Source organism: Halorhodospira sp. 9621 (genome assembly GCF_022228055.1).
In the GTDB taxonomy this organism is placed as follows: Bacteria; Pseudomonadota; Gammaproteobacteria; order Nitrococcales; family Halorhodospiraceae; genus Halorhodospira; species Halorhodospira halophila_A.
Window position 1 is genome coordinate 50,222 of the sequence record NZ_JAJNRD010000002.1, and the last position, 16,399, is coordinate 66,620.

Below are 16,399 nucleotides of genomic sequence, written 5' to 3' on the forward strand. Positions count from 1 at the left end.
ATGCTTGGTGAGCTCGGCAACTTTGCCCTGATCCTGGCCTTCTGCCTGGCCGTCATCCAGTCGATCCTCCCGCTGGTCGGCACGGCCACCGGGGATGCCCGGCTGATGAACTCGGGCCGCTCGCTGGCCGTCGGGCAATTCGTCTTCCTGCTGGTCGCCTACCTGATCCTGACGGCGGCCTTCGTCACCAACGACTTCTCGATCCGCTACGTGGCCGAGAATTCGGCCGCAGCGCTGCCGCTGGTCTACAAGATCACCGGTGTCTGGGGTGGCCACGAGGGCTCGATGCTCTTCTGGGTCCTGACCCTCAGCGCCTGGACGGTGGCCGTGGCGGTATTCAGCCGCGCCCTGCCGCGGGAGATGCTGGCCCGGGTGCTGGCGGTGCTGGGCATGGTGGCCGTCGCGTTCATCGCCTTCACTGCCCTGACCTCCAACCCGTTCGAGCGCATCTTCCCGGCACCGACCGAGGGCACGGACCTGAATCCGCTGCTCCAGGATCCGGGGATGATCATCCACCCACCGCTGCTGTTCATCGGCTATACGGGCCTGGCGGTCGCCTTTGCCTTCGCCGTCGCCGCGCTCATTGGCGGTCGCCTCGATGCCGCCTGGGCGCGCTGGTCGCGGCCGTGGACCACAGCCGCCTGGGGCTTCCTGACCCTGGGTATCGGGCTCGGCTCCTGGTGGGCGTACTACGAGCTCGGCTGGGGCGGCTGGTGGTTCTGGGACCCGGTGGAGAACGCCTCTCTGCTGCCCTGGCTCACGGCCACCGCCCTGATCCACTCACTGGCGGTGACCGAGAAACGCGGCGGCTTCAAGGTCTGGACCGTGATGCTGGCCATCGTCAGCTTCGCGCTGACCGTCCTCGGCGGCTTCATCGTCCGCTCGGGCGTGATCACCTCGGTCCACGCCTTCGCCACCGACCCCGACCGCGGCGTCTTCCTGCTCGCTATCCTGGCGGTCACCCTGCTGGGGTCCCTGGCCCTCTACGCTTGGCGTGCCCCCAAGGTGGGACTGGGCGGCGTATTCGGCTGGTACTCGCGGGAATCGCTGCTACTAGCGAACAACGTGCTGTTGGTGGTCGCCTGCGCGGCCATCGCCATCGGCACCCTCTACCCGCTGGCCCTGGACGCCTTTGACCTGGGCAAGATCTCGGTGGGCCCGCCCTACTTCGATGCGGTGTTCATGCCGCTGATGCTACCGCTGCTGTTTTTGATCGGCATCGGGCCGGTGGTCTCCTGGAAACAGTCGGACCCCATGGAGACGGTCCGCCAGCTGCGCTGGGTGCTGCTGGTCAGTGCCCTAATCGGCGGCGTCTGGCCGCTGACCATGGGCGCCTGGAACCCGCTCACCGCCCTCGGCCTCGGCCTGGCGGCGTGGATCCTGCTGACCGCTGCGGTGGACCTGTTCCGGCGCTTCAGCCGGCGGCGTCAACAGGGGGCTGGCAAGGCGCTGCAGGCGGCCTTGCGCCCGAGCTTCTTCGGCATGCACCTGGCCCACGGCGGCCTGGCCCTGGTAGTCATGGCCATCGCCATGGTCAACACCTATGAGGTCGAGCGGGACGTACGCCTGGCCCCGGGTGAGACGGCCACCGCCGGGGCGTACCAGTTCCGCATGCTCGACAGCGAGGTGGTCCGCGGGCCGAACTTCGATGCCCAGCAGGCCACCGTCGAGGTCCTCAATCAGGACGGCGAGGTCATCGACGTCCTCCACCCGCAGCTGCGTTACTACGACTCGCAGCCGCAGATGCCCATGCACCAGGCCTCGCTGAACCGCGGCATGACCCGCGATGTCTACGTATCGCTGGGTGATGATCTGGGCGAGGGGGCGTGGACCATGCGGCTCTACTACAAGCCGTACATGTTCTGGATGTGGACCGGATGCCTGCTGATGGCCTTCGGCGGCTTCCTGGCGGCCGCGGATCGCCGCTACCGCATGGCCAGCGACCGGCGCACGGTCTCCGAGGCCCACGTCGACAGCAACGACAACCGCGTGGTGGGACCGGCCTCGGCGCAGGAGCCGTCATCATGAACAAGCGACTGCTGCTGCCGCTGCTGCTGACCCTGCCGGTCCTCGGCCTGCTCTACGTGGGCCTGAGCCTGGACTCGCGCAGCCTGCCCTCGCCGCTGGTCGGCCAACCGGCACCAGCCTTCGAGCTGGAGTCGCTGCGCGACTCCGGGGTCACCCTGACCCGGGAGGACTTCGTGGGCGAGATCGCCCTGGTCAACGTCTGGGCGTCCTGGTGCGAGAGCTGCCGCCATGAGCACCCCTACTGGCGCCAGCTGGCTGAGCGGGGCATCGCCATCCACGCCTTCAACTACCGTGACAGCCGGGAGAGTGCCCAGCGCTACCTGGATCTCTTCGGCGACCCGTTCCGCGAGATCGCCTACGATCCGCGGGCGGAGGCGGGCATGGAATGGGGCGTGTACGCCACCCCCGAGACCTATCTGCTGGACGCCCAAGGCGTCATCCGGCACAAGCACATCGGGCCGGTGAACGCCGAGGTACTGCGCAACGACATCCTGCCCTTGATCGAGGAACTGGAGGCGGAGCGGTCATGAGCGTAACTCTGGTTGCAGCGTCGCAGGCGCGCCGCGGCGACACCACCGGGCAGCGTCTTCGAGGGCTGCTCGTGGCGCTTTTCCTGCTCGCCGGGGCGGCGGTGGCCGCGCCGGCCGGCGCGGTCTCCATTGGCGAGCCGCTGGATTTCGAGACCGAAGAGCAGGAAGAGCAGTACTACACCCTGGTCCGGCAGCTGCGCTGCACCGTCTGCCAGACCGAGACCATCTACGAGTCGCCGGCAGAGCTGGCCGGGGACATGCGCCGCCGCGTCTACGAGATGACCGTCGATGGCTACGACAAGGACGAAATCGTCGATTTCATGACGGCGCGCTACGGCGACTACGTCCGCTACAACCCGCCGCTGCAGATGAACACAGCCCTGCTCTGGGTCAGCCCCTTTTTGCTGCTGGTCATCGGCGGCGTGGCGTGGCTGCAGGTCATCCGCCACCGTCAGCAGAAGGCGGCGCAGACTGATCTGACCGAATCCGAGCGGCGGGCGCTGGAACGTTTCCGGCGCGGCGACTAACCCAAGGGGGAATCGATGAGTGGAGCCTTCGTAGGGGCCGTTGTGGTCCTCTGCACCCTCGCCTTGATCTTCGTGCTCTTCCCGCTGCTGCGGGATGCCGCGCGGACGCGGACGCAGTCGCGTCGGCAGGTCAATGCGACGATCCACCGGGACCGTATCCGTGAGCTGGACCAGGATCTGGAGAACGGCACCCTGAGCCGGGCGCAGTACGACGCGGCGGTCGCCGACCTGGACCGGGACCTGGTCCAGAGCGGGGCCATCGACAGCGAGGAGGAGCAAGCCGGCTATCTGCCGCGGGCCCGCCGCGGGGTGGTCATCGCGGCGGCCACCGTCAGTGCCGTGGCCGTGCCGGTGCTGGCGCTGTCCATGTACCACTCCCTTGGCGACGAGCGCGCCTTCACCCAGGCTGGCACTCCGACCACGCCGGATCGCCAGCAGCAGTCTGGCGCACCGGGGCAGCCGCAACAGCACGACCCGGACGAGATCGAGGCCATGGCGCAACAGCTGCGTGATCGGCTGGAGCAGAGCCCCGACGACCCCACCGGATGGGTCCTCTACGGCCGCACCATGATCTACCTGGAGAACCTCGACGAGGCCGAGAACGCCTTCCGGCGGGCGCTGGATCTGGGTGCGGACGACGACCCCAACCTTCTCGCCGAGTACGCCGATATCCTGGCGGCGACCACCGGCAACCTGCAGGGTGAACCCATGGAGTATCTCCAGCGCGCCCTGGAGATCGATCCGGAGAACGTCCGCGCGCTGTGGCTGGCTGGTACCGCGGCCTACAACAACGCGGACTACGAGGGGGCCCGATCCTACTGGGAAGAGCTTCTGGACGTCGTACCGCCGAACTCCCAAGAGGCGCAGGCGATCCAGTCGAACCTGCGGCAGCTGCCGGACGGCGAGGGCTGATCCGGCCGTGGGGGGGGGGGGGGGGGGGGGGGGGGGCCCCCCCCCCCCCCCCCCCCGACGCGGGAATGAATCAGTTGTCCGCCACCTCCTGAGCCATATCGCGGATCTCCGACGCATCCCGCGGCGGAGCCAGGGCATCCTGGAACGCGCCCTCGCCGTCGAAGAACATCAACACCCCGGCGGTGCTTACCCCGTACTGCTCGGCGAACGCCTGCCCCTCAGGGGTGCCCAGGTCGGCGACGATGAACGCGATTCCGGCCCGCTCCTCTTCGCTGAGCCCATCGAGCTGATCCATGATCCCCATGCTGGTCGGGTTGGCGGTCTCGTGCGTGAGCACGCCGATCGGCTCCCCCTGCCCGATCCGGGTCAGGTCGGTGCTGAAACCGCCCCCCGGCAAGCTCTGCCAGATCAGGCCCGCGGCACCGAAGATGATCCCCAGCGCCAGCAGCCAGCTGGCCCAGCGCGGCAGATTCCTCGGCCGCTGTTTCTTCCCGCCCGGCGGCCCCTGCCTGGTCTCGGCCATGTTGCTCCTCCCCTGCTCTGCAATGGATGGTCGGACTGAACCAGCATCCAAGGCTGCCGCCGGGCGAAGGAACATGCAAGGTTCTGTATTGGACGGCTCCGCTCATCGAGCACTACGATGATCATGATCAATCCGATCGACCACGGAGTGGGACGATGGGCGAGTGGGCAACTCGGTTCACGACAGTGATACTCGGTCTCATCCTGATCGGCGGTATCGTCGGCCTGACCCTGGCCGTTGCCGGCAACGGCGATGGGAGCGCCCCCACCGGGGCCGCAGCGGCGCATCAGGACGGCGACGCCGACACCTCCGCCGAGGAGATCGACGCGTGGGATCTGGGCATCGGCAACAGCGCCTTCCGGCACCTGCCGCAGTATCGCTCGTACCAGAAGAACTGGGACGACACAGTGATGACCGAGTACGGCGGCTCGGTCCCCCACCACAAGCACGACGGCGAGAGCCCGCTGCCCGAGGGCTACCGGCACGCCCAGCCGTACCTGAAGAACCTGTGGCTCGGCTACCCCTTCTCGTGGCACTACGAGCGCGCCCGCGGCCACACCTATGCGGTCATCGACGTGACCACCACCGACCGGATCAACCGCTACAGCGAACAGGCGGACCTGCCGGCCACCTGCTGGAACTGCAAGGGCAACACCATGCCACAGCTGCTCGAGGCCAAGGGCGACGACTTCTGGTCCTCGAACTTCCACGACTACCGCAAGATCCACGATCCGGCGGATCACGCCATTGGCTGCACCAATTGCCACGACCCGAACGAGGACATGCGGCTACGGATCACCAGCGTCCCGCTGAAGGCGTACCTGGAGCGCCAGGGTAAGGACTGGCGCAACAAGTCCACTCAGCAGATGCGCTCGCTGGTCTGTGCCCAATGCCACGTGGAGTACTACTTCGAGGACGGCGATCACGGCGTGGCCGCCAAGCCGCACCTGCCCTGGGACGAGGGCCTCGACCCGGGGGACATGTTCGAGTTCAAGGAGGACGGTGACCCGGAGCGCGACGGGTTCAAGGGGCAGTTCGTCGACTGGGTGCACCCGGTCTCGGAGACACCCATGATCAAGGTCCAGCACCCGGAGTTCGAGATGTACCAGGGCAGCGTGCACGCCGAGGCGGACGTCGCCTGTGCCGACTGCCACATGCCGCGGGTGAGCAAGGGCCGGGCCGATATCACCTCCCACCACCTGACCTCGCCGCTGAGTAGCGAGGAGATGATCAAGAAATCGTGCCAGGGCTGCCACGAGGACAAGTCGCCGAGTTGGCTGCGCGAGCGCACCGAGTCTCACCAGGAGCGGGTTTGGCGGCAGCTGAACGTCGCCCAGGAGAAGTCGGTGCGCGCCCACGAGGCCGTCCGCCTGGCCCGGGAGCTGGACGAGGAACAGCTCGACGCCGACTTGCTGGATGAGGCCCGGCAGATGATCCGCCGCGGGCAGTGGTACTGGGACTACGTCTCGGCGGAGAACAGCGCCGGCGCCCACAATCCGAGCAAGGCGCTCGATACCCTGGCCTCCTCGCAGCAGTACAGCAACCGCGCCGTGGAGCTGGCCCTGCGCGCCAGCGACTACGCGATCGCCTCGGATCTGTTCGCCGCTCCCATCGAGGAGCTGGTGCCACCGATCATGGAGCACAGCCGGGCGCTGCAGATGGATGAGGAGCACTTGGCCTCCCACCCGTGGCTGGAGTACCTGGACCCGCTGCCGGAGGCTGACAAGGTCTGGGACGGCCAGAAGCGGCTGCGCTGAGCCACGCGGAGGACCCACGGATGAGACGCTTCGGCCCCCTCGGCATCATCGCGCTGCTGATCGTGCTACTGGCCCTCCTGCTCGGCGGCGGCTACGGCGCCCATCAGCTGACCATCAACAACCACTTCTGCGCGGCCTGCCACGCCTACGAGAAGACTTCCTGGGATCAGAGCGAGCACCGGCAGGTGGACTGCATTGCCTGCCACACCAAGGGCTTCGCCTACGACAAGATCCAGGGCACACGCAAGGTCTGGCTGACCGTCACTGGGCAGGTGAATCCCCACAACGACCCCCTGCCCCGCTACCCCGAGGAGACCAGCGAGAACTGTGTGGACTGCCACATCACCGACGCCATCGCCGAGGAGCAGCCCTTTTTCATCGCCCGGCACAACCGCTACATGGAGCATGCCCCCACGTGCATGGCCTGCCACGATTCCGGCCACGACCGGCAGCTGCAGCGGATGAAGCGCCCCTAGGCGGCTCTGCGGCCGACCCAGCCGCAGAGCCGCCGCCCTCCGGGGCCGGCGCTCAGCCGTCGGGGCGACCGAAGACCCAGAGCACGAAGGCGTAGCGCAACGCCACCTCGCGCAGGTAGTCGAAGCGTCCGCCCGGGCCGGCGTGGCCGGCGCTCATGTTGGTGTAGAGCAGCAACGGATTGTCGTCGGTCTTCAGCGCGCGCAGCCGGGCCACCCACTTGGCCGGCTCCCAGTAGGTCACGCGCGGGTCCGAGACCCCGGCGGTGGCGAGGATCGGTGGATAGGCGCGGGCCTGGACGTTCTCGTAGGGCGAGTAGCCGAGGATCGTACGGAAGGCCTGCTCGTCTTCCAGCGGATTGCCCCACTCCGGCCACTCCGGCGGGGTCAGCGGCAGGCTCGGATCGCTCATGGTGTTGAGCACGTCGACGAAGGGGACATCGGCCACGGCCGCCCCGAAGAGTTCCGGGCGCTGATTGAGCACGGCGCCGACGAGCATGCCGCCGGCCGACCCACCGTGGACGACCACCCGCCCGGCGCCAGTGTAACCGGCCTCGATCAGGTGCTCGGCACAGGCGACGTAGTCGCTGAAGGTGTTCGGCTTGTGCTCGAGCTTGCCCGCCTCGTACCAGCGATAGCCACGCTCCTTGCCACCGCGGACGTGGGCGATGGCGTAGACGAAGCCGCGATCGACCAGCGAGAGACGGTGCGGCGAGAAGGCGGCCGGCTGGCTGATGCCGTAGGCGCCGTAGCCGTTGAGCCACAGCGGCGTCTCCGCCCCCGGCTGCACGTCCGCCCGGTGGAGCAGCGAGATCGGCACCCGCTCCCCATCGGCGGCCGTGGCGTAGAGCCGCCGCGCCACGTAAGCCGCCGGGTCGTGCCCGCTGGGGATCTCCTGCTCCTTGCGCAGGCTCCGCACCCGGGTCTCCATGTCGTAGTCGTAGACCCGTCCCGGCGTGGTCAGCGAGGAGTAGCTAAAGCGCAGCCGGGTGGTCTCGTATTCGAGCCCGCCGGCGAGGCCCAGCGCATACGCCGCCTCCTCGAAGGCGACGCTGTGCTCGGCGCCATCGGCCAGACGCCGGACGACGATCCGCGGCAGCGCATCCTCGCTCTCCAGGCGCACCAGGTGATCGCGGAAGAGCAGCATGTCGTGGATCAGCACACCGGGGCGATGCGGGACCAGCTCCTCGAAACGCCCCGGCTCCGGGGCCTCGAGCGGCACGCGGACGATGCGAAAGTCCTGCGCCGCCCGGTTGGTCAGGATCAGCCAGTGCTCGCCGCTGTCACTGACCGTGTACTCCACGCCGCGCTCGCGGGGCATCAGGCAGCGGAACCCGGCCTCCGGATCGTCGGCGGGCGCGGCGTGGACCTCCGAGGTAGTGTGATCGTGGGTCTCGATGAGCAAAAACCGCCGGCTCTCGGTGCGCTCCAGGCCGATAAAGAAGCCGGGATCGGTCTCCTCGTAGACCACCTCGTCCGCGCTGGCCGGATCACCCAGCCGATGCCGGTAGACCCAGCGCGGCCGGTGCTCATCGTCCAGGACGGTGTAGAAGAGCGTGCACCCGTCCCCGGCCCAGACAAAGTCGCCGCGGGCCTGCTCCAGGCACTCGGGCAGCTCGACCCCGCGCTCGAGATCGCGGATGCGGATGGTGTACGCCTCGGCACCGCTGGTATCCACGGCGTAGGCCAGGTAGCGGTGATCGTCGCTGTGGACCCAGTCACCGAGCTGGAAGTAGGCGTGCCCCTCGGCCAGGCGGTCACCGTCGAGCAGGACCTCCTCGGCCCCTCCGCCGCGCGGGCGGCGACACGCCACCGGGTGCTGCCCGTCGGCGCGGTAGCGCACGTAGTACTCGTAAGGGCCGTCGGGATCCGGGACCGAGGCGTCCTCCTCCTTGATCCGCCCGCGCAGCTCGGCAAAGAGCCGCTCGCGCAGCGGCGCCACCGGCTCCAGCACTGCCTCGGTGTAGGCGTTCTCTGCCTCCAGGTGGGCGCGGATGGCCGGCTGCAGTTGCCCGGGGTCGAGCATCGCCTCCCGCCAGTTCGGGTCGCGCAGCCAGGCGTAGGGATCGTTCAGTTGCACCCCGAAGCGCTCGATGACCTCGGGGGCCTCGGCGGCCCGCGGCGGCTGCGGCGTCGATGCGCTCATATCCCGTCGCTCCCCTCCGGCGGTGTCAGCAGGAAGTGGCCACGTGCGGCGGCGATCGGCCGCTGCGGCTCCGACTGCCAGGCGCTGGCGTGCACATTGGCCACACGCCGCCCCTGACGGCGGATCTCCACCGTGGCGTAGGTGGTCTCCTGCGCCCCGCGGCGCAGATAATCCACGTGGAAGTTGATGATCCGCGGCAGGTAGCAGCTCTGCCCCTCCCAGAGGATCTGCATGATCGCCCCGTGCTCGAGGAAGGCGCCGAGCAGCCCGCCGTGTAGCGAGCCGCTGCCGGGCCGGCCGATGAGATCGTCGCGGTACGGCAGGCGGATGCACAGCCCCTCGCCCTCCGGACACGGCTCGAAGCGCATGCCGATCAGCCGGGCGTAGGGGACGAGGTCGGTCAGGCGCTGGCAGTCGCCGGCCGCACGCGCGGCGCGGACCTGTTCCAGGAGTTCAGCCACGGCCCACCCCCTCGCGCAGGCGCATGAAGGCGCTCATGCTGGTGGCGAAGGGCTCCGCCGGGTCGTCCTCGTAGGCCACGGCCCGGGCGAAGGCGACTTCACCGGCCAGGCGGTAGCACTCGCAGCGGGCGTAGACGTCCCGCCCGGCGGCCGCCGGGCGCAGGTGATCGACCCGCAGGTCGAGGGTGACGATCCGCTCCGCCGGGCCGGTGGCCATCAGCACCGCCGCCCCGCAGCTCTGGTCGATGAGCGTGGTGATCACGCCGCCGTGGATGTGGCCGGTCTCCGGATTGCCGACCAGCTCCGGGCGGTACGGCACCCGGGCGATCAGATGATCGTCCCCGAGCTCCACCAGTTCCAGGCCGATCAGCGCCCCGTGGGGTGAGCCCCGGAAGAGGCGCCGGGCGTGCTCGAGGCCGATCCCGGCACCGTTGTCCGTCTCTGCGGTCATGTTCCGTCCCTGCGCTGTAGCGGTCTGCGCAACTGAGACCGCCGTCATGTCTGGATGGTGCCGCCCAGTCTACGAGCCCGCCGGCACAGATCAAGCGGCCGTGACCGCCGAGTGGCGCCTGGCTCCCAGGCGATGCTGCAGGTGCACACAACGCGCTCGGCCAACCTATTGATCCCGCAGCAAAGACCGGCCTACCGTTGTGCCGTGGCTCGCCACCGAGTGCACCCGCGGTGCCCCGGGGACACCGCTGATAACGACACAACAACACCCAGCGCCAGGAGGAAAACCATGCACCCGACACGTCGTGCCGTCTACCTCGCGCCCTGCCTGCTCGCCCTCGGCGGGGCCGCCACCAGCGCCCACGGGGCCGCCTTTCAGCTCCAGGAGCAGAGCGCCTCGCTGCTCGGCAGCGCCTTCGCCGGACGCAGCGCCGACGCCCACGACATCAGCCACACCTTCTTCAACCCGGCCACCCTCGGCGTACACGCCGGTCGCGGTGCCGAGGCGGAACTGGTCCTCAGCTACATCGACCCGACCTTCGATTTCGAGGCGGATGACCCGCAGGCCGCCGGAGCGCTTGGCTCCGATGCGAGCGCCAGTGGTGGCGAGAGCGCCCTGGCCCCGGTCTTCTACGCCGGCTTCGACCTAGCCCCGGACCTGCGCGCCGGGCTCGGCATCAACGTCCCCTACGGTCTCGAGACCGACTATCCGGAGGACTGGGTGGGCCGCTACGACGCCGTCAACACCGACCTGGTCACCATCGACATCAACCCCCAGCTCGGCTGGCGGGTGGACGAGCGGCTCTCCGTGGGCTTTGGGGTGTCGGCCCAGTACGCCGATGCGACGCTGTCAACGATGGCACCTCAGACTGATTTCTCCGACCCTAATGACCCAGTACCAACACCCACTCCTCAAACCGACGGAAAGCTGACCGTGGAGGGTGACAGTTGGTCGTACGGCCTCAACCTGGGCGCCCACTACGCCGTCAGCGAAGCCACCCAAGTCGGTATCGCGTACCGCCACGGCATGAGCCACACCCTCTCCGGCGACGCCGAGTTGGCGGATAATGACGGCAACCGGGTGGACGAGACCGGCGGCGAGGCGGATCTGGACATCCCGGCCAGTCTCAACCTGGGCGTCAGCCACCGGCTCGACCGCCGGTGGACCCTGCTCGCCGACGCCACCTGGACCCAGTGGAGCGATTTCGACGAGCTGGCCATCGAGTTCGATGAAGGCATGGTTGGAATTCCTCAGGGAGATTCCTACGCAGTTACTGATGATCAAGCCTACGAAGACTACGACTGGGACGACACCTGGCTGCTCTCCCTGGGCACCCGCTTCGACCTCAACGAGCGCTGGGACCTGCGCGCCGGGGTGGCCTACGACCAGACGCCCACCGGCGACAGCAACCGCACGCCGCGCATCCCCGACGAGGACCGCACCTGGCTGGCGGTGGGCGGCAGCTGGTACCCGGCGGCGGCCGAGCAACTGAGCGTCGACTTCGGCTACACCTACATCTGGCTGGATGACGCTGAGATTGAGGTAGCCGACGATTTCGGCGGCGTCACCGGCGAGTACGAATCCAACGTGCAGATCTTCGCCGCCTCCGCCAACTGGCGCTTCTAGGCGCCGGCTACGCACCCGCCGCCGCGGGATGCCACACTGTCGAAGGCGACCGTAGAACGGAGGGACAGGACCATGGCAGAGACCCGGGCGGCGACCTTCGGCGGCGGGTGTTTCTGGTGCATCGAGGGGGTCTTCCAGCGCCTGCACGGGGTCGAGGCGGCCGTCTCCGGCTACGCCGGCGGCGCGACCGAGCACCCGACCTATCGCCAGGTGTGCAGCGGCACCACCGGCCACGCCGAGGTGGTGCAGGTGCGCTTCGACCCCGAACAGATCGGCTACCGCGAGCTCCTCGAGGTCTTCTTCACCATCCACGACCCCACCCAGCGCAACCGCCAGGGGCCGGATGTCGGCAGCCAGTACCGCTCCATCATCCTCTACGCCGACGAAGAGCAGCGGCGCACCGCCGTGGAGCTCATCCGCGAACTGGATGAGTCCGGCGCCCTGACCGGCCCGGTGGTCACCGAGGTCGAGCCACTCTACGCCTTCTACCCTGCCGAGCCGGAGCACCAGCGCTACTACGACGGCGCCCCGCAGGCCCCCTACTGCCGGGCCATGATCGCGCCGAAGATCGCCCGCGCCCGGGAACGCTACCCGGAGCGCTTCGAGCGGGACTAGCCGCAGTCATCGTGCGGGGGCATACTGCCGGCAGCCGGAATCCATGCAAGGAGCGAGGGTATGACCCCGACCATCACCGTCTCCGAACTCGCCGTCCTGCTGGTGGAGCCCTCCGACGTGCAGCGGCGGATCCTCGCCGAAAGCCTGCGCGAGGCCGGCATCCACCACCTGGAGGAGGCCGGCACGCTGGCCGACGCCCGCGAGCGGTTCCGGGCCATGCGGCCCGATCTGGTGGTCAGCGCCATGTACCTGCCCGACGGGACCGCCGAGGACTTCCTGCTCGAACTCCGCGACGAGCCGGCCACCGCCGACCAGCCCTTCATGCTGGTCTCCAGCGTGCGCGACCGCGGGCAGCTGGAGACCCTGCGCCAGTCCGGGGTCATGGCCATCCTGCCCAAGCCGTTCACCGCCGATGATCTGGACCGGGCGGTGCGCGCCAGCGTGGACCTGCTCAGCGAGCAGGAGCTCGAACTCGACCACGTGGACATCACCACCCTGCGCTTTTTGCTGGTGGACGACAGCCGCATGGCGCGCAGCTACCTGCGCCGGGTCTTCGAGACCCTCGGGGCGGAGCACTTCGTCGAGGCCGCCAACGGGCGCGAGGCGGTGGAGGCACTGCACCGCTCGAGCTTCGATCTGATCGTTACCGACTACAACATGCCGGAGATGGACGGCGCCGAGCTGGTCCGCTATGTCCGCGAACAGCCGCAGTTCCTACACCTGCCCATCCTGATGATCAGCTCCCGTCCCGACCACGCCAGCCTGGCCGGGGTGACCCAGGCCGGGGTGGACACCATCTGCGACAAGCCGTTCGAGCCGGAGACGGCGCGCCAGACCCTGCTGCGCCTGTTCAGCTGAGCGCACCCACCCTCCTGGGGGCCGCCCCGCTCCAACGCCCGCCGAGGCCTCCCCAGGGGCGTATCCCTCAGGTCCGGACCCGACGCCCGCCCCGGGCAACCGACCAGGCCCAGTGGCCGGCGCGGCGCACCGCCCGGCGCGCCGGGACAATGATCAACGTCAGCATGACACCGGCGGCGGCACGCTCGACCCACTCCGGCCAGATCTCCCGGGCGGCACCGGCCATGGCCGCCGGCTCGAGCCCGCCCAAGGCCACCACGCCATCGACGACCAGTCCGACCATCAGGGCCGCTACGACGATGCTGCCCAGATAGACCCCTGCGGCCGGGGTGCCCAGCTCCCGGCGCAGGACCAGCAGCGTGGCCAGGCTGGTCACCGGCCCGGCAATCAAAAAGACCAGCACCGCCCCCGGCGACACCCCGGCGATCAGCATCGCCGCGGCCACCGGCGTGGCCGCCGTGGCACAGACGTACAGCGGGATCCCCACCAGGGCCAGCACAACCATGGCCAGCAGCCCGCTGCCCCAGGCCGCCAGCGAACCGGGCGGGACGAAGGTGATCATCAGCCCGGCGAGGATCAGGCCGATGATCAGCCAGGTGCCAATGTCATCGATGAGCCGGAGCATCACCCGGCCCATGTGGCGCACCGGCCCGGGGTCCGGGGCGTACTCGGCATGGTCCGTCGACCCCGTGCACCCCGACGCGCAGCCGGCCTCTCCGACCGTCGCCGGCACGGCCGGCGGCACCCGGCCCACGGCCAGCCCGGTGGCGATGGCCGTAGCCACGGCACCCACCACCCGTGAGACCGCCATGAACGGACCCATCAGCACCCAGGTCAACACCACCGAGTCGATGCCGATCCCCGGCGTGCCCACCAGAAAGGCCGTGGAGGTCCCGCGCGAGGCCCCCCCGCGGTGGAGGGAGAGCGCGGTGGGGATGGCGCCGCAGGAGCACAGCGGCAGCGGCGCTCCGATCACCGCGGCACGGGCCACCGGCGCAACCCCCGAACCGCCCAGCCACTGACGGAGCCGGTGGGTCGGGATCAACACCTGGACCACCGCCCCCAGCGCCAGGCCGATGAGCAGCCAGGGCGCCACCGTTGCGGTGACGTCGAGGATGTTGGTGCCGGCTTCGATGGCTGTGGCGATCATCGGACGCTCCGCCGGTTGCTTGCAGGCCGCGGGATGTCCGGAGACGCCCGCCGCATCGCGCGGCGGGCGTCCGGGTCACCCCCTAGAGGTGCGGCGCCGCCGGCGGCCCCTGCCCCGGCTGCCAGGAGAGCTGCATGCGCCGCTTCTCCTCCTGCAGGCCGCGGATCAGGGCGTAGCACATCAGCAGCATCAGCAGCGAGAACGGCAACGCCGAGACGATGGCCGCCGCCTGCAGCGCCGCCAATCCGCCGGCGATTAGCAGGACACCGGCCACACACCCCTCAGCGACACCCCAAAAGGCACGCTGGTACGTCGGCGGCTCGGTATTACCCACGGACAGGAGCATGGTCACCACCAGCGTCGCCGAGTCCGACGAGGTGATGAAGTAGGTGGCGATCAGGACCGTGGCGATCACCGCGAAGAGGGTGGCGATCACCCCGGGGGCGACGGCCTCGATGGTGTAGTAGAGGGCGATGGTCTCGTCCTCCGCCACGGCGTCCACCAGCCCGCCGGCACCGAAGAGCTCCTGATACAGCCCGGTACCGCCGAAGACGGTCAGCCAGGCCAGGGCAAGCAGCGTCGGAACCAGCAGCACACCACCGAGGAACTCCCGGATCGTCCGGCCGCGCGAGATGCGGGCGATGAACATGCCCACGAAGGGCGCCCAGGCAATCCACCAGCCCCAGTAGAAGGCTGTCCAGGACTTCTGCCACCCATCGGCCTCGCGGGCGCCGCTGGCGTCCGTCCAGAAGCTCAGGTAGACCACGTTCTGCAGGTAGTCACCGATACCCTGGACAAAGCTCGAGAGCAGATAGAGCGTCGGCCCCAGGGTCAGGAAGAAGAGCAGGATCACGGCGCTGAGGATCAGATTCAGCTGCGAGAGGACCTTCACCCCTCGCCCGACCCCGGAGACCACCGACCCGACCGCGATGAGCGTCACCACGGCGACAATGAGCAGCTGATTCGTGGTGCTTAGCCCGATCCCGAACAATTCGTCCAGGCCCGTATTGATCTGGATCGCACCGAACCCGAGCGAGGTAGCCACCCCAAAGATGGTGCCGAAGACGGCCAGCACGTCCGCCGCGTGCCCCAGCGGCCCGTAGATGCGGTTGCCGATCAGCGGGTAGAGCGCCGAGCGGATGGCCAGCGGCAGCTTCTTGCGGTAGCAGAAGAAGGCCAGCGACAGCGCCACGATGGCGTAGATCGCCCAGGGATGGAATCCCCAGTGGAAGTAAGTCAGGCGCATGGCCGACTCAGCCGCAGCGGCCGTCTCCCCCTCGTCGATAAAGGGGTTGCCCTGGAAGTGCCAGACCGGCTCGGCGATGCTCCAGAACAGCAGACCGATGCCCATGCCGGCGCCGAAGAGCATGGAGAACCAGGCGAAGTAGCTGAACTCCGGCGGACGGTCGTCGTCGCCGAGCTTGAGATCGCCGAAGCGGCTGAACATCAGGAACAGCGCAAACAGCAGGAAGAAGGCGACAACCCCGATGTAGTACCACTTGAAGGTATCGAGGACCCAACCGCTGACCCCTTCGAAGACTGTCTCTGCGTACTCCGGATCCCAGGCGCCAAAGATCAGGAACCCGATCACGATCAGCGCGGCCGTGCCGGTCAGCGGGACGTTCAACCCTTTCAGCGGGCCTCTCTGTGCACGCACGTCTTGTTCCCCCGGCTGCCCTTAGAAGTACTCTTCACCGACGTGGTCCCCGTAGCCACCGACGGCCCGGTAGACGACATCGCCCCGGGGGTTCTCCCGGTGGTCCACCAACGAGACGGTGGGCTGGCGATTGACGGCGGTACGCTGCCCGAGGTAGATGCACACCGGCATGCCGATGTTCGTCGTGCCCACGGTGATCCACAGGCGGTTGAAGCCGAAACCGCCGCCGACAAAGTCGAGCTGGGTGAGCGCGTCGTCGAAGCCACCGACGAAGTAGTTGCGCTGCTCGCGGCTCGCGAAGACGTGGACCCGGATGTAGGCGTGGATGAGTTCGTTGACAAGCTCGGGGAGGCGGAACTCGCCGGTGATCTCGGCGCCCTCGTGGTGCTCGGCGAAGGGGTCCACGTGGACGGTCAGATCCTCCGGCTGCGGGTTGAAACGCGGCAGGTAGCGCACGTAGGCCGAGGTGTCGGCCAGGGTGTAGCGCACCCGCACGATGCGCATCTGCTCGACGATCTCATCGACGCCCAGCGACTGCGGGTCGACGTGCTCTTCGGTCTCCGGCGTCTGCTCCGGTTCGCTCATGGTGCCTCCGTGATGTGATAACCCGATGATGGTACTGCAAACACCGTCGCCCGCCCAACCCACACCGTTACCCCACCGGCCGGCGGTGCATTGCCGACAC

At 68.7% G+C, this 16,399-nt stretch carries 16 protein-coding genes; 9 read left to right on the forward strand and 7 right to left on the reverse strand.

The genetic code is table 11. The annotated features are described in order from the left end of the window. From LRF89_RS01510 to ccmI, 4 genes are read left to right on the forward strand one after another with little or no spacing between them, the layout of a single operon-like run. Nucleotides 1-2,028, forward strand: coding sequence for a heme lyase CcmF/NrfE family subunit (locus LRF89_RS01510; RefSeq protein ID WP_238636479.1), 2,028 nt, complete (start codon nt 1-3; stop codon nt 2,026-2,028). Continuing rightward, entirely contained in the window at nt 2,025-2,558 is a 534-nt protein-coding gene (locus LRF89_RS01515; RefSeq protein WP_201170425.1) for a DsbE family thiol:disulfide interchange protein, read from the forward strand. Before LRF89_RS01510 ends, LRF89_RS01515 begins: the two co-directional genes overlap by 4 nt. Next, a complete protein-coding gene (locus tag LRF89_RS01520; protein WP_201170428.1) occupies nt 2,555-3,085 on the forward strand; it encodes a cytochrome c-type biogenesis protein in 531 nt (176 codons plus the stop codon). The genes LRF89_RS01515 and LRF89_RS01520 overlap by 4 nt, the downstream gene beginning before the upstream one ends. A 15-nt stretch (nt 3,086-3,100) precedes the next feature. Continuing rightward, entirely contained in the window at nt 3,101-3,997 is an 897-nt protein-coding gene (ccmI, locus tag LRF89_RS01525) for a c-type cytochrome biogenesis protein CcmI (RefSeq protein ID WP_238633919.1), read from the forward strand. 70 nt (nt 3,998-4,067) lie between these two features. On the opposite strand, the gene LRF89_RS01530 is transcribed toward ccmI, so the two are convergent. After that, complete coding sequence (locus LRF89_RS01530) at nt 4,068-4,520, reverse strand: hypothetical protein (protein ID WP_238636480.1); 453 nt, start codon at nt 4,518-4,520, stop codon at nt 4,068-4,070. A gap of 155 nt (nt 4,521-4,675) precedes the next feature. Between LRF89_RS01530 and LRF89_RS01535 the strand changes: the two genes are divergently transcribed. Beyond that, the gene (locus tag LRF89_RS01535; protein WP_238636481.1) at nt 4,676-6,277 is read left to right on the forward strand and encodes an ammonia-forming cytochrome c nitrite reductase subunit c552; all 1,602 of its coding nucleotides are present in this window, start codon (nt 4,676-4,678) and stop codon (nt 6,275-6,277) included. A gap of 20 nt (nt 6,278-6,297) precedes the next feature. Then, nucleotides 6,298-6,753, forward strand: a complete 456-nt coding sequence (locus tag LRF89_RS01540; protein ID WP_238636482.1) for a NapC/NirT family cytochrome c — start codon at nt 6,298-6,300, stop codon at nt 6,751-6,753. A 52-nt stretch (nt 6,754-6,805) separates the two neighbouring features. Here the strand turns inward: LRF89_RS01540 and LRF89_RS01545 are convergent, their stop codons facing one another. Genes LRF89_RS01545 through LRF89_RS01555 form a run of 3 tightly spaced genes read right to left on the reverse strand, consistent with a single transcriptional unit; the run spans nt 6,806 to nt 9,808 of the window. Continuing rightward, nucleotides 6,806-8,896: a S9 family peptidase gene (locus LRF89_RS01545; RefSeq protein WP_238636483.1), complete on the reverse strand. Its 2,091-nt coding sequence runs from the start codon at nt 8,894-8,896 to the stop codon at nt 6,806-6,808. Continuing rightward, complete coding sequence (locus tag LRF89_RS01550) at nt 8,893-9,357, reverse strand: acyl-CoA thioesterase domain-containing protein (protein ID WP_238633240.1); 465 nt, start codon at nt 9,355-9,357, stop codon at nt 8,893-8,895. Before LRF89_RS01550 ends, LRF89_RS01545 begins: the two co-directional genes overlap by 4 nt. After that, nucleotides 9,350-9,808: a PaaI family thioesterase gene (locus LRF89_RS01555; RefSeq protein ID WP_201241945.1), complete on the reverse strand. Its 459-nt coding sequence runs from the start codon at nt 9,806-9,808 to the stop codon at nt 9,350-9,352. The genes LRF89_RS01550 and LRF89_RS01555 overlap by 8 nt, the downstream gene beginning before the upstream one ends. Nucleotides 9,809-10,096: 288 nt before the next feature. Here LRF89_RS01555 and LRF89_RS01560 point away from each other — a divergent pair, with 288 nt between their 5' ends. The 3 genes from LRF89_RS01560 (at nt 10,097) to LRF89_RS01570 (ending at nt 12,907) form a co-directional block, all read left to right on the forward strand. After that, entirely contained in the window at nt 10,097-11,434 is a 1,338-nt protein-coding gene (locus LRF89_RS01560) for an OmpP1/FadL family transporter (protein WP_238636484.1), read from the forward strand. A gap of 72 nt (nt 11,435-11,506) precedes the next feature. Then, nucleotides 11,507-12,049, forward strand: a complete 543-nt coding sequence (gene msrA, locus LRF89_RS01565) for a peptide-methionine (S)-S-oxide reductase MsrA (RefSeq protein WP_238633238.1) — start codon at nt 11,507-11,509, stop codon at nt 12,047-12,049. Between the two features lie 60 nt (nt 12,050-12,109). Beyond that, nucleotides 12,110-12,907, forward strand: a complete 798-nt coding sequence (locus tag LRF89_RS01570) for a response regulator transcription factor (protein ID WP_201170447.1) — start codon at nt 12,110-12,112, stop codon at nt 12,905-12,907. Between the two features lie 67 nt (nt 12,908-12,974). Here the strand turns inward: LRF89_RS01570 and LRF89_RS01575 are convergent, their stop codons facing one another. The 3 genes from LRF89_RS01575 to LRF89_RS01585 form a co-directional block, all read right to left on the reverse strand. Next, entirely contained in the window at nt 12,975-14,057 is a 1,083-nt protein-coding gene (locus LRF89_RS01575; RefSeq protein WP_238636485.1) for an SO_0444 family Cu/Zn efflux transporter, read from the reverse strand. Between the two features lie 82 nt (nt 14,058-14,139). Further along, on the reverse strand, nt 14,140-15,714 hold the full coding sequence (locus tag LRF89_RS01580; protein WP_201170451.1) for a BCCT family transporter: 1,575 nt from the start codon (nt 15,712-15,714) through the stop codon (nt 14,140-14,142). Nucleotides 15,715-15,735: 21 nt separating this feature from the next. Continuing rightward, nucleotides 15,736-16,299, reverse strand: coding sequence for a hypothetical protein (locus LRF89_RS01585; protein ID WP_201170453.1), 564 nt, complete (start codon nt 16,297-16,299; stop codon nt 15,736-15,738). Nucleotides 16,300-16,399: the final 100 nt, after the last annotated feature.

Bases quoted from the DNA above. Each gene is read 5' to 3' on its own strand.
- LRF89_RS01520 (WP_201170428.1), top strand. From the start codon at position 2,555: ATGAGCGTAACTCTGGTTGCAGCGTCGCAGGCGCGCCGCGGCGACACC.
- LRF89_RS01540 (WP_238636482.1), top strand. From the start codon at position 6,298: ATGAGACGCTTCGGCCCCCTCGGCATCATCGCGCTGCTGATCGTGCTA.
- LRF89_RS01585 (WP_201170453.1), bottom strand. From the start codon at position 16,299: ATGAGCGAACCGGAGCAGACGCCGGAGACCGAAGAGCACGTCGACCCG.
- LRF89_RS01535 (WP_238636481.1), top strand. From the start codon at position 4,676: ATGGGCGAGTGGGCAACTCGGTTCACGACAGTGATACTCGGTCTCATC.
- LRF89_RS01575 (WP_238636485.1), bottom strand. From the start codon at position 14,057: ATGATCGCCACAGCCATCGAAGCCGGCACCAACATCCTCGACGTCACC.
- LRF89_RS01515 (WP_201170425.1), top strand. From the start codon at position 2,025: ATGAACAAGCGACTGCTGCTGCCGCTGCTGCTGACCCTGCCGGTCCTC.
- LRF89_RS01530 (WP_238636480.1), bottom strand. From the start codon at position 4,520: ATGGCCGAGACCAGGCAGGGGCCGCCGGGCGGGAAGAAACAGCGGCCG.
- LRF89_RS01555 (WP_201241945.1), bottom strand. From the start codon at position 9,808: ATGACCGCAGAGACGGACAACGGTGCCGGGATCGGCCTCGAGCACGCC.
- LRF89_RS01510 (WP_238636479.1), top strand. From the start codon at position 1: ATGCTTGGTGAGCTCGGCAACTTTGCCCTGATCCTGGCCTTCTGCCTG.
- LRF89_RS01545 (WP_238636483.1), bottom strand. From the start codon at position 8,896: ATGAGCGCATCGACGCCGCAGCCGCCGCGGGCCGCCGAGGCCCCCGAG.
- LRF89_RS01570 (WP_201170447.1), top strand. From the start codon at position 12,110: ATGACCCCGACCATCACCGTCTCCGAACTCGCCGTCCTGCTGGTGGAG.
- ccmI (WP_238633919.1), top strand. From the start codon at position 3,101: ATGAGTGGAGCCTTCGTAGGGGCCGTTGTGGTCCTCTGCACCCTCGCC.
- LRF89_RS01560 (WP_238636484.1), top strand. From the start codon at position 10,097: ATGCACCCGACACGTCGTGCCGTCTACCTCGCGCCCTGCCTGCTCGCC.
- msrA (WP_238633238.1), top strand. From the start codon at position 11,507: ATGGCAGAGACCCGGGCGGCGACCTTCGGCGGCGGGTGTTTCTGGTGC.